General features: G+C 62.6%; 12 protein-coding genes. 5 read left to right on the forward strand and 7 right to left on the reverse strand.

What is annotated here, in order from left to right; all coding sequences use genetic code 11:
• The first annotated feature begins 170 nt into the window (after positions 1-170).
• Positions 171-1,349 carry a D-alanyl-D-alanine carboxypeptidase family protein gene (locus NKJ57_RS16225; RefSeq protein ID WP_352459792.1) on the forward strand — a complete coding sequence of 393 codons (1,179 nt, stop codon included), beginning with the start codon at positions 171-173 and terminating at the stop codon, positions 1,347-1,349.
• Positions 1,350-1,352: 3 nt separating this feature from the next.
• Positions 1,353-2,456, forward strand: a complete 1,104-nt coding sequence (locus NKJ57_RS16230) for a CobW family GTP-binding protein (RefSeq protein ID WP_352511838.1) — start codon at positions 1,353-1,355, stop codon at positions 2,454-2,456.
• A 12-nt stretch (positions 2,457-2,468) separates the two neighbouring features.
• Here NKJ57_RS16230 and NKJ57_RS16235 read toward each other — a convergent pair whose 3' ends face one another.
• From NKJ57_RS16235 to NKJ57_RS16255, 5 genes are all read right to left on the reverse strand, one after another.
• Positions 2,469-2,717, reverse strand: coding sequence for a sulfurtransferase TusA family protein (locus NKJ57_RS16235; RefSeq protein WP_027050749.1), 249 nt, complete (start codon positions 2,715-2,717; stop codon positions 2,469-2,471).
• 60 nt (positions 2,718-2,777) lie between these two features.
• On the reverse strand, positions 2,778-4,073 hold the full coding sequence (locus tag NKJ57_RS16240) for a L,D-transpeptidase family protein (RefSeq protein ID WP_352498132.1): 1,296 nt from the start codon (positions 4,071-4,073) through the stop codon (positions 2,778-2,780).
• 234 nt (positions 4,074-4,307) lie between these two features.
• Complete coding sequence (locus NKJ57_RS16245; RefSeq protein WP_023685389.1) at positions 4,308-5,258, reverse strand: acetyl-CoA carboxylase carboxyltransferase subunit alpha; 951 nt, start codon at positions 5,256-5,258, stop codon at positions 4,308-4,310.
• An 88-nt stretch (positions 5,259-5,346) separates the two neighbouring features.
• Positions 5,347-6,258, reverse strand: a complete 912-nt coding sequence (locus NKJ57_RS16250) for a site-specific tyrosine recombinase XerD (protein ID WP_286439652.1) — start codon at positions 6,256-6,258, stop codon at positions 5,347-5,349.
• Between the two features lie 20 nt (positions 6,259-6,278).
• Positions 6,279-6,431: a hypothetical protein gene (locus NKJ57_RS16255; protein ID WP_023670666.1), complete on the reverse strand. Its 153-nt coding sequence runs from the start codon at positions 6,429-6,431 to the stop codon at positions 6,279-6,281.
• Positions 6,432-6,602: 171 nt separating this feature from the next.
• Here NKJ57_RS16255 and NKJ57_RS16260 point away from each other — a divergent pair, with 171 nt between their 5' ends.
• Genes NKJ57_RS16260 through NKJ57_RS16270 form a run of 3 tightly spaced genes read left to right on the forward strand, consistent with a single transcriptional unit; the run spans position 6,603 to position 9,237 of the window.
• Positions 6,603-7,214 carry a shikimate kinase gene (locus tag NKJ57_RS16260; RefSeq protein WP_023670667.1) on the forward strand — a complete coding sequence of 204 codons (612 nt, stop codon included), beginning with the start codon at positions 6,603-6,605 and terminating at the stop codon, positions 7,212-7,214.
• Complete coding sequence (gene aroB, locus NKJ57_RS16265; protein ID WP_352511836.1) at positions 7,211-8,344, forward strand: 3-dehydroquinate synthase; 1,134 nt, start codon at positions 7,211-7,213, stop codon at positions 8,342-8,344. The genes NKJ57_RS16260 and aroB overlap by 4 nt, the downstream gene beginning before the upstream one ends.
• Entirely contained in the window at positions 8,341-9,237 is an 897-nt protein-coding gene (locus NKJ57_RS16270; protein WP_352511834.1) for an HlyC/CorC family transporter, read from the forward strand. Before aroB ends, NKJ57_RS16270 begins: the two co-directional genes overlap by 4 nt.
• A gap of 41 nt (positions 9,238-9,278) precedes the next feature.
• Here NKJ57_RS16270 and NKJ57_RS16275 read toward each other — a convergent pair whose 3' ends face one another.
• Together NKJ57_RS16275 and NKJ57_RS16280 are read right to left on the reverse strand one after the other, a co-directional pair.
• Complete coding sequence (locus NKJ57_RS16275; RefSeq protein ID WP_023670670.1) at positions 9,279-10,829, reverse strand: SpoVR family protein; 1,551 nt, start codon at positions 10,827-10,829, stop codon at positions 9,279-9,281.
• A 7-nt stretch (positions 10,830-10,836) separates the two neighbouring features.
• On the reverse strand, positions 10,837-12,144 hold the full coding sequence (locus tag NKJ57_RS16280; RefSeq protein ID WP_352511833.1) for a YeaH/YhbH family protein: 1,308 nt from the start codon (positions 12,142-12,144) through the stop codon (positions 10,837-10,839).
• Positions 12,145-12,158 lie beyond the last annotated feature (14 nt).

The following is a 12,158-nucleotide window of genomic DNA, read 5'->3' on the forward strand; positions in this document are numbered from 1 at the left end:
TGCTTGTTGCCATCTTGGCACTTTGCCATCTTGGCGTCACATAGGGTAAATAGCACCCCAGACAATGTGATCCGGAAATTGAGGGCCGGATCAGGTCATGCTGGCCATCGCGTAACGAAATCTTACGGAGCCAGGGGCGACTACGGCAAGAGGCGATTTCGGATTCCATGATGCGGCACAGCCATATCCTCAAATTACTGCTAACGGGCGGCTTGGCGCTACCTATGCTGGCTGGGCCAGCTTTGGCCAATCCGGTGATCCTGTTCGACCTCAACAGCGGCAAGGTTCTGCAGCACCAGGACGCCTTCAAGCGCTGGTATCCCGCTTCGCTGAGCAAGCTGATGACCGCCTATGTCACCTTCCGGGCGATTGCCGCCGGCGAGGTCCAGCTCGATTCACCGATCAAGGTGACCAAGCATTCGGCGGGCGAACCGCCGAGCAAGATGGGCTTCAAGCCGGGCTCGGTGATGCGGCTCGACAATGCGTTGAAGATGATGCTGGTCAAATCGGCCAACGATATCGCCATGGCCATCGGCGAAAACATAGGCGGCTCGCAGGCCGGATTCGCCGTTCGCATGAATGCGGAGGCGGCGCGGCTTGGCATGACCGGAACGCATTTCGTCAATCCGAACGGCCTGTTTTCGCCGGAGCAGTACACGACGGCGCGCGATCTTGCCCTGCTGGTGATGGCGATCCGCAAGGAATTCCCGCAATACGCCCCCTGGTTCTCGATCGAAGGCCTTGCCGTCGGCAAGAAGGCGATCTCCAACTACAATCTCTTGATCGGGCGCTATCCAGGCGCCGACGGCATGAAAACCGGGTTCGTCTGTCCCTCGGGCTTCAACATGATCGGCTCGGCGACACGCAATGGCCGCACGCTGGTCGCGGTCGTGCTCGGCGAAAAATCGGCGATCAGCCGTGCCGAGACCGCCGCCAGGCTGCTTGACCAGGGCTTTGCCATGCCCGACCCGAACTGGCTCACGGTCGCGGCCATGCCTTCCTATGGCGATACAATGTCACCCAACGACATGCATGATGAGATCTGCAGGAAGAAGGCGCCGCACGAGCAGTCCGAGGCGGCTCCGCCGGTGGCCGCGAAGGGCGCCGACGTGCCGAAATCGCCCTATCAGGAAAAGCTCGACCACGTGCCGACGCTGGTTGCAGTCGGCCTCGGCGGCGCCACCGGGCCGGCGCCGAAGGCGATGCGCGACCAGGGCGGCCAGGAATACGCCGATGTGCCGCTGCCGAGCTGGCGGCCAGACATTCCGGCGCCAAAGGGCGCCGAACCGGCCGTGGTGGGTCAGGCAACCGCGGTGCAGGGCGACCAGCTGGTCAAAGCCGCGAACTAGGCGATGGTTGGCTTTCCGATACCCGTCACGGTGGTCACCGGCTTCCTCGGCGCCGGCAAGACGACATTGCTCAACCGGCTGCTCAAAGATCCGGCACTGGTCGACACGGCCGTCATCATCAACGAATTCGGTGAGGTGGCGATCGACCACCTGCTGGTCGAGCAGGCCTCGGACGGCATCATCCAGTTGTCCGACGGCTGTCTGTGCTGCACGGTGCGCGGCGAACTGGTCGATACGCTGGCTGACCTCGTCGACCGGCTGCAGACCGGCCGTATCGCCCGCCTTGCCCGCGTCGTTGTCGAAACCACCGGGCTCGCCGATCCGGCGCCGGTGCTGCAGTCGATCATGGCGCATCCCGCCCTTGTGCAGGCCTTCCGACTTGATGGCGTCATCACGCTGGTCGACGCGGTCAACGGCAATGCGACGCTCGACGGCCATGTCGAGGCGGTCAAGCAGGTGGCGGTCGCCGATCGCATCGTGCTGACCAAGGTCGATCTGGCCAGCGATCCCGGCGACGTCGATGCTTTGCGAACGCGACTCCATCAGCTCAATCCAGGCGCCGTGGTGCTGGACGCCGGCGACGGCCGAACCGGCGTCACGGCGCTGTTCGATTGCGGCCTCTACAATCCGGCGACCAAATCCGCCGATGTCCGGCGCTGGCTCGGCGAAGAAGCCGCCCATGAGCACCACCATCATCATGATCATGACCACGGCGAGCATGAGCACCACCACCGCCACGATTCCCGCGTGCGCTCCTACTCGCTGGTCCATGACGGCCCGGTGCCGTTTTCGGCGATCGAGATGTTCCTCGACCTGCTGCGTTCTGCGCATGGCGACAAGCTTTTGCGGATGAAGGGCGTCATCGAGCTTGCGGAGGACCCGTCGCGGCCGCTTGTCGTCCACGGGGTGCAGAAGATCCTGCATCCGCCGGCGCGGCTGCTGGCCTGGCCGGACGGCCAACGCGGCACCAGGCTGGTGCTGATCACGCTCGATATGCCGGAAGATTATGTGCGCCGGCTGTTTTCCGCCTTCACCAACCGGCCGTCGATCGACACGCCGGATCGCGCGGCGTTGGAGAGCAATCCGCTGGCGATAGCCGGGGGCTGATTGTCAGGCTCGCTATGCGCCGCGTTCGACCAGGAAGCGGTGGCCGCCGCTGACGGCTGATGTTTCAACAAGCTGGTGGCCAGCGTCGGCGCAAAAGGCGGGGATGTCGATGACCGCCAGCGGGTCGGTGGTCTCCAGCCAAAGCCGGCTGCCCGGCTGCATTGCCGCCAAGCGTTTTTTCGCCTTGAGAACGGGCAGGGGGCAGTTCAGGCCCTTGAGGTCATAGATCGCGGTGTGATTTGTTTGTTTGTCTTCATGCATGTCTTTGTCCCAAAACCGCTGCGCACTTTTGGGCGACATGCATCGGCAAGGCGAAAAACCTCAGCCGCCGAACATGCCTAGCAGCTTGTTCTTGATCTTCGACATCCGGCTTTCGTCCGCCGGCGGTTCTGCAGGCACCGCCTCGACGCTCGCAGTGGCGACCGGCTGCTGGGGGGCCTGCTTGGCTGCTTCCTTTTCGGCCAGCGCTTGGGCCTTTGCGGCTTGCTTTTCAGCCAGTGCCTGGGCCTTGGCGGCTTTCGCAGCCTCGATGGCAGCAACCCGCTGTTCCTCGGCCTTGCGCTTGGCTTCCTTCTCTGCGTCCAGCGCCGCCATCTTGCGGCCGGCGGGCGAATCGATGCGGCCCATGCGCGCCGTCTCGGTCAGCGTGCCGTCGGAATTCAGCGACGGCGGTTCGATCGGCACGCGCTCGCCCCGGGCGCGGCGCTTCGACCATTCGGAAACGATGGCGGCTTCCTTGATGCCGGCAATGGTCGGCTTGGGCGCCGGCACGCTGGCTTTGACCGCGCCGGTGAAGGCCGCGTCATAGCTGCTTTGATAGGCGTTGAGTGCGCTCTTCAGCGAATCCGGCTGCGTGGTCGCCGGGCAGGCGCCGGTCGGATCGAATGTCGTGCCCTCGGGGGCCACCTGGTTGAAGACATAGCGCTTGTCGCAGACATCGACCTTCGGTGGCACCTTGGTGATCTCGAAATTGTCGTAACCGACCTTCAGCATCTTCCAGAACTCATAGTTCGGGTCGTTGCGGTAGCGCGCCATGTTGGCGGCGGTCATGCGGAACGGGAAGGCCTGGATCTGGAACTCGGTCTGGCCGCCCTGGAAGGCATCGCGACCAAAAGCGTAGATCTGCTCGATCTGCGGATCGGTCATCGAATAACAGCCCGACGACGAGCAGGCGCCGTGCACCATCAGATTGGCGCCGGTGCGGCCATTGGCACGGTCATAGGCGTTGGGATAGCCGATGTTGAAGGACAGATGATAGTTCGAGCGCGGATTCATCTGCGACGGGCGGACCGTATAGAAACCTTCCGGCGCCTGGCGGTCGCCCTCGGTGTATTTTGGGCCGAGCTTGCCCGACCATTTGCAGATGTCGTAGCTGGCGACCATCTCGTAGCGGCCGGTGGTCTTGGCCTTCCAGATTTCGAGCTTGCCTTCTTCCTTGAAGATGCGGGCCATCACCGACGAGGTGCGGATCATGCCCTTGGCCTTCATGTCGGCCAGGATCTTGTCCGGCAGCGGCTTGCTGGCTTCCGGCGCAAAATTCTTCATCGAGGAATCGTTGCAGCCGGCAACGCCAAGCGCGGCGATCAGAAGTCCAGTGCGGGCAAGCTTGGTAAACATGGATACGGCTATGTCTTTTTCTCGCGTCACGGCCGGATAGCGCCCGGGCCTGCATGCTGAACACCGACGGACCCTAAGCCCGTTAACCTTGAAAATTCCTTACCGCAAGCATCGGAAGGCGCCCCCCACGGCAATTCGCTCGGTGTCACGGATTTTTTATTGAGCCGAATGCGGCGGCATTTTTGTGGCGAAATTGCTCCTTGACGCCACATTGCGGTGCGCTGCCGGCAAAAATCAGAGGCTGCGGCCCATCGCCAGATATTTTTCGCGGCGCTGTTCGCGAAAATCGGTGTTGGCGCCGGCAAAATCCTTCATCGTCTTGGCGATGAGGTCGCCGGTGGCGGCGATCACCGTTTCGGGCGCGCGCTGGGCGCCGCCGAGCGGCTCGGCAATGATGGCGTCGATGATCTTCATTTCCAGAAGGTCCTGGGCGGTGATCTTCATGTTGGTCGCCGCATCTTTCGAGCGCGTGGTGTCGCGCCACAGGATCGAGGCAGCGCCTTCCGGCGAGATCACCGAATAGATGGCGTGTTCCAGCATGTAGACGCGGTTGGCGGTGGCGATCGCAATGGCGCCGCCCGAACCGCCTTCGCCGATTACAACCGAAATCGATGGCACTTTGAGGCCGAGGCAGGCCGAGGTTGAGCGGGCGATGGCTTCAGCCTGGCCGCGTTCCTCGGCGCCAACGCCGGGGTAGGCGCCGGCGGTGTCAACCAGCGTCAGAAGTGGGATCTGGAAACGGTCGGCAAGTTCCATCAGCCGCACGGCCTTGCGGTAGCCTTCAGGGCGCACCGAGCCGAAATTGTGCTTGAGCCGGCTCGCCGTGTCGGAGCCCTTTTCCTGACCGATGACGGCCACCGGTTCGCCGCGGAAGCGGGCGAAGCCGCCGATGATCGCCTGGTCCTCGCCGAAATTGCGGTCGCCGGCGAGCGGCGTGAAATCGCTGAACAGACCCTTGATGTAGTCGAGGCAATGCGGCCTGTCGGTGTGGCGCGCGACCTGCACCTTCTGCCACGGCGTCAGCGCCTTGTAGATGTCGCGCAGCGCGTCGCGCACGCGCTTCTCGAGCCGGCTGATTTCGTCGCCGACGTCGACCGCCTCGCCATTCTCGGCAAGCTTCTTCAGCTCGAGGATCTTGAGTTCAAGGTCCTGCACCGGCTTTTCGAAATCGAGGTAATTGTACATTCTTGAGCGGACCGATGCGTCGGAAGGCAAACATCGCGCAGATGTAGGCTCCGCGCGGGCACGTTGCCCTCACATAGCGATATGAGGCCTAGTCGGCAAGCGGATGATGATCGTTGACCAGCCGCACCAACCGCTCTTCCAGCACGTGCGTGTAAATCTGCGTGGTCGAGATATCGGCGTGGCCGAGCAGCTGCTGCACTGCCCTGAGATCGGCGCCGTTCTGCAGGAGATGGCTGGCAAAAGCATGGCGCAGCACATGCGGCGAAATTTTGGCCGCCGATATGCCGGCCCGCGCGGCAAGGCCTTTGAGGTCGCGGGCAAAGACCTGCCGGGAGAGAAAGCCGCTGTCGCCGGCGGCCGGGAACAGAAACGGGCTGTCGGCGAAAGCCGGCACCGACGCCCGGGCCGTGAGCCATGCCCGCATCGCCATGCGGGCCTTGGCCGACAGCGGCACCATGCGCTCCTTGTCGCCCTTGCCGCGCACCATGAAGAAGCGGTCGTCGCGCTGGGCGACGGTCACCGGCAGGCCAACAAGTTCGGAGACGCGCAGGCCGGTGGCATAGAGCACCTCGACCAAAGCGTGCAGGCGCAGTGCCGCCACCCGGTCGCCATTGACGCCATCGCCTGTCTCAAGCGCCGCACGGTCGAGCAGCCGACCGGTATCGGCCTCGCTCATCGTCTTGGGCAGCGGCCGGCCCTTTTTCGGACTGTCCAGCGTGCCGGTCGGGTCGTCGCCGCGCAAGCCCTCGGCGTAGAGAAACTTGAAGAACTGGCGGATCGCCGACAGTTTGCGCGCCTGCGACGTCGACGCAAAGCCGCGCGCCGCGATATCGTCGAGATAGGCGCGGATGTCGGCTGCGGCGGCAGCGGCAAGCCCGCCGGCAATCTGCTGCGAAGCGTCTTCGAGATCACGGCGGTAGGAAGACAGCGTGTTTGCAGCGGCACCGCGTTCGGCGCTCATCATCTCGAGAAAGGCTTCGATGCGAGCCGCGCTGTTCATGTTCCAGGGGTCAGTTTGGGTCAGTTTTTCTTGGGGTTCAGCTTTTCCGGTGGGATGCGCACGGTGATTTCGGCTTTTTTCGGCTCGACGAACATCGCCAGCGCCACCATCGTACCATAGGCAATGCCGGCAAGAATCATCATCGTCACGACAAAGCGGAACAGTGTCGGCATCAATCTTCGCCCGTCTTCTTGCTCTGCGATTCCAAGCCCGTGTCCTTATGGGACGCTAATTCCGTCAATTCAAGGACGAAGGGCTCTGCGTGCGAAAGGCGCTATGCTTGACGCAAACGGGCTTTTGATGTCGATACGCCGGCAAAGACGGCTTAGAAACAGCATGGTCTCATGAACGCGTTACCAGCAAATCCTCCCGGCGATAGCCATGCCGCGCTGCTCGACAGGCTGGGCAGCCGCTCGATCGTCTTTGTCGGCCTGATGGGCGCCGGCAAGACGGCGATCGGCCGCAAGGTGGCGACGATGCTGTCGCTGCCCTTCGTCGACAGCGACCAGGAGATCGAAACCGTGTCGCGCATGACGGTGCCGGAACTGTTCGAACGTTATGGCGAGACCGAATTCCGGGCATTGGAGCAGCGCGTCATCCTGCGCGTGCTGGAGAGTGGGCCGCAGGTGCTGTCGACCGGCGGCGGCGCGTTCATGAATGCGCAGACGCGGGAAGCGATCGCCGGGCATGGCGTGTCGGTGTGGCTGAAGGCCGAGATCGACCTGTTGATGGAACGCGTGTCCAAGAAGCAGAACCGGCCGTTGCTCAAAAGCGCCGATCCGCGCGCCGTGCTCGAGCGGCTGATGGGCGAGCGCTACCCGGTCTATGCCACGTCCAACATCACGGTGCCGACACGCGACGACCGCAAGGAGGTCATTGCGACCGAGGTTGTCGACGCGCTGTGCGGGCATTTCGGCATTCCGGCTCCGACTGCGCCGGGCGAGGTGCGGCTGTGAGCGAACCGGTCACTGTCGAGGTCGGCCTTGGCGAGCGTGCCTATGACATCCTGATCGGCCCCGGCCTTTTGGCGCGCGCCGGCGCCGAGATTTCGCGCCGCCTGCCCGGCACGAGAGCGGCGGTGGTCACCGACGACAATGTCGCGGCGGCACATCTCGACGCGCTGAAGGCCGGTCTGGAAACAGGCGGCATCCAGCCTGCCGTCATCACTTTGCCGGCCGGCGAAAAGACCAAGAGCTTTGCCCATCTCGAAGAGGTGGTCGACGGCGTGCTCGCCGCCAAGCTGGAGCGCGGCGATGTCGTCATTGCGCTCGGCGGTGGCGTCATCGGCGACCTCACCGGCTTTGCCGCCGGCATCGTGCGCCGCGGCATGAATTTCGTCCAGATTCCAACCTCGCTGCTGGCGCAGGTCGATTCCTCGGTCGGCGGGAAAACCGGCATCAACAGTCCGCGCGGCAAGAATCTGGTCGGTGTCTTCCACCAGCCGAAACTGGTGCTGGCCGACACCGAAGTGCTCGACACGCTGCCGATCCGCGAATTTCGCGCCGGCTATGCCGAGCTTGCCAAATACGGGTTGATCGACCGACCGGCGTTTTTCGCCTGGCTGGAAGCGAACTGGGAAAAGGTGTTCGCTGGCGGACCGGAGCGGACCGAGGCCATTGCCGAGGCGTGCCGCGCCAAGGCCGATGTCGTCGCCCGCGACGAGTTCGAAACCGGCGACCGCGCACTGCTCAATCTTGGCCACACATTCGGCCATGCGCTGGAAGGCGCCACACAGTATGACGGCGCCCGCCTCGTCCATGGCGAAGGCGTCGCCATCGGCATGGCGCTGGCGCACCGCTTTTCCGCAAGGCTCAATCTGGCCAGCCCGGACGACGCGGCGCGGGTCGAGGCGCATCTTCGCGCCGTCGGTCTACCCTGGCGGATGGCCGACATCCCTGGTGAGTTGCCCGATGCCGAGGCGCTTCTTGGCTTCATCACCCAGGACAAGAAAGTGTCGCGCGGCGCGCTGACCTTCATCCTGACGCGCGGCGTTGGCCAGGCTTTTATTGCCAAGGATGTACCGGCGTCGGAAGTGCTTTCGTTCCTCAGCGAAAACCACCCGGGCCAGGAAAGCCGGCCGCGATGATCAACGAGCCCGGCTGGACCGTCGTCGCCGTCCTTGCCATCCTCATCCTGCTTGTCCTGGCCGTGCGCACGCGCCTGCTTGCCATGTTCGGCTATGAGTTGTCGCGCATCGAGCCGCAGCGCTCGACCCAGGACGAGTTGCGCGGCGCGGTCGACGATTTCCGCCGCGACGGCCAGATGGTGCGTGAGGACCGCGACCGTGTCGGCGGGCTGTTCGATCTCGCCGAGCTCGAAGTCTCCGACATCATGGTCCACCGCACCAATATGCGCTCGGTCAATGCCGACAATGGGCCGGAAGCCGTGGTGCGCGAGATCCTGCAGAGCCCGCACACCCGCATGCCGTTGTGGAAAGGCTCTCTCGACAACATTGTCGGCGTGCTGCACGCCAAGGACCTGCTGCGAGCGCTGAACGAGGTCGGCAACGACTTTTCCCGGATCGACGTGATGAAGATCGCGTCGAAGCCTTGGTTCGTGCCCGACACCACCACGCTGCAGGAACAGCTCAACGCCTTCCTGCGTGCCAAGGCGCATTTCGCTATCGTCGTCGACGAATATGGCGAGGTCGAAGGGCTGGTGACGCTGGAGGACATTATCGAGGAGATCGTTGGCGAGATCGCCGACGAGCACGATGCCGACATTCAGGGCGTCAAGCAGGAGGCGGACGGTTCCGTGGTCGTCGACGGCACCGTGCCGATCCGCGATCTCAACCGGGCGCTCGACTGGAACCTGCCTGACGAGGAAGCGACCACCATTGCCGGCCTGGTCATCCACGAGACGCAGTCGATCCCCGAGGAAAAGCAGGCTTTCACCTTCCACGGCAAGCGCTTCGTGGTGATGAAGCGCGACAAAAACCGGATCGCCAGAATCAGGATCAGGCCGGCGGGCGAATCTTAAAGGTACCGAGCAGGCCCGCCACATGACGCTCTTTGCCGAGCTTATGCCGCGATCTGGCTCGTAGACCGTTCGTGGATGGTCGCACCGGTTTGAGCGTCAACTGCGACCAGGCTGACCTCGTAGCCCCAGAGGCTGCGGACATGGCGCAGCGTCGCGTCACGGCTGGCCCCTTCGAGCACAACACCATCCTTTACCCTGTGTTGCAGCCGCAACTGCCGGTCGCCGAGCAGGTCGACATCAATCACCTGGATGTCCGGCCGATTCGCTCCAAGGTCGTAACTGTGGGCTAGCTGGGCGCGTATCTTGTGATAGCCACGTTCGTTGTGGATCGACGCGACTTCGAAATGCGGTTTGTCGGCTCCATCGCCAAGCACGAAGAACCGCCATTTTCGGATCAAGCTCGGGCTGAGGTACTGGCGGATAAAGGATTCGTCGCGGTGGTTGGCCCAGGCCTCAAGCAGGACCTCGCGCCAGTTGCCATGTCCTGCAATGTCCGGGAACCAGTCGCGGTCCTCCGCCGTCGGCTCGGTCGAAATGCGCTGTATGTCCTGCATCATGTCGAGGCCGAGGGCATAGGGATTGATGCCTGAAAACCGGGGATCGTCAAAGGCCGGCTGGAAGATCACGTTCGAATGGTTGCGCAGGATTTCGAGCATGGCACCTTCGCCGATCCGGCCACGATCGAATAGCATGTTCATGAGCGTATAATGCACGAAGGTGGCGCACCCTTCATTCATCACTTGAGTCTGTCGCTGCGGGTAGAAATATTGCGCGATGACGCGGACGATCCTGATGATCTCGCGCTGCCAGGGTTCCAGGATCAGGCTGTTCTTCTCGAGGAAATACAGGAGGTTTTCCTCGGGCAGGTTGAGCGATCTCTTGCGCTCCGCCATCCCTTGATCCTCATTGCCGGACTTGTTTTTGTTCTGCGACGGCGGCAGCGTGCGCCACAGATCGTTGTAGGAGCGCTCTTCGTATTCGAGGCGCTCGCGAAGCCCTTCGCGCTGTCGCTCCGACGAGAGCTTTGGCGGCCGGTGGTAGCGGAACACCCCTTGTTCCATCAGCGCATGGGCGGAATCGAGAATGGCCTCCACTGCTGCAAGGCCGTGCCGCTCCTCGCACCGGGCGATGTAGCCCTTGGCGAAGTCCAGATAACCCAGGATTGCCCCGGCGTCGGTCCATTGCTGAAACAGATGATTGTTCTTGAAGAAATGATTGTGGCCAAGCGCCGCGTGGGCCGTCACAAGGGCCTGCAACGCCATGGTGTTTTCCTCCATGAGGTAGACGATGCAGGGATTGGAGTTGATGACCAGTTCATAGGCCAGCCCCCGACCACCCTTACGGTAAAGAAGCTCCTGGTGAAGGAAATGTTTGCCGAACGACCAATGCCGATACATCAGTGGCATGCCGATAGATGAGTAGGCGTCGAGCATCTGCTGGGAGGAGATTATCTCCATCTGGACCGGGTAAGTATCGAGATGCAACTCGTCGACCGCGATCGCCTCGATCTCTTCAAAAGCCCGCGATAATTTCTCGAAATTCCAGTCAGAACCGGAAAACAACAAATTCGTTTCGTTGGCTCGCCTGACCATCTCTCTCTCAAGCGCTCTTGATGGCCGCCGGCTGCCTGGCGAAGAGCCGGTGGAAGACCGGGTAAATATCCGCGGGAGCAGCGATGCGGCTCATCTGGAAGTTGGGCCATTTCAGCTCGATCGTACTGTAGGCGCGCCAAAGCGACGTCCCGTTTTCGGTAGCACCGAATATGTGGCTCTCGCGTTCGTCGATGATCTCGACATAGGCGAAATACTGGCACAGGCGCATGAGCTTGCCGTTCATGAGCTCTATGCATCGCTCGGAATCGGTGGTGAAATTGTCCCCGTCAGAGGCCTGCGCGGCGTAAATGTTCCACTCGCTGGCAGGATAGCGCTGGTCGATAATGCGGTGCATTTCGTCGAGCGCGGTGGAGACGATCGTACCGCCGCTCTGCGTGTTGTAGAAGAACGTGTCCTCATCCACTTCGTGCGCCTCATGGGTATGGCGGATGAAGACGATCTCCGTGCGTTCGTAGCGCCGTTTCAAGAACAGGTGCAGCAGCACGAAGAAGCGTTTGGCCAAGTCCTTTTCGCGTTGGCCCATCGATCCGGACACGTCCATAAGGCAGAACATGACGGCATTGGCATTCGGCACCGGCCGGGCGTCGAAGCGGTTGAATCGGATATCGACCGGATCGACAAAGGCAATTCGCCTGCGCCGTCGCTCCAGCCGGTCAAGCTCGTCGCGTAATTCCGCGATGCGCTGGCGCACCGCCGCGCCGGCCGGGGCCGACTCAAGCGTGACGATTTCCCGGAGGATCGCCTCCAGTTCCTGCTGCGTGGGGCGCCTCAGCGCAATGCGCCGGCCTAGGCTGTTGCGCATGGTGCGGCCGGCATTGATGTTGGTCGGGGAACCGGTTGCCGCGAAGCCGGCCCGGCGCGGCTTGAAGGCAAGGATTTCCTTGAGATTGAGCTTAACCAGGTCGGGCAGTTCGAGATCCTCAAAAAAGAGTTCGAGCACCTCCTCGCGTGACAGCACGAAACGAAAATCGTCTTCCGACGCCGTGTTTCCTGGCGACGACGCCGCGCCGCCCCCATGCGGCTTCGGGAGCAGGTCTCCAGGGGAAAAATGCCTGTTGCCCGGAAGGATGTGTCGGCGCCGTCCGCTGGCCCTGTCATCGTTGAAGCTCGGCTCGGCCGTTTTCCTTTCAGGCATGGGCACGGCGTGCTCGGTATCCACGTCGGCGATCCTGCCAGTGCGGATTTGATCGCGAATGCTCCGCTTCAACTCCTCGCGAGCACGCCTGAGGAAGCGCTGTCGATTGCCAAGGCTCTTGTCCTTGGGGTTCAGGCGACGGTCGATGAAGATCGGCATGGAACCATCCGGCT

Source organism: Mesorhizobium sp. M0077, from assembly GCF_040322955.1.
Lineage (GTDB): Bacteria > Pseudomonadota > Alphaproteobacteria > Rhizobiales > Rhizobiaceae > Mesorhizobium.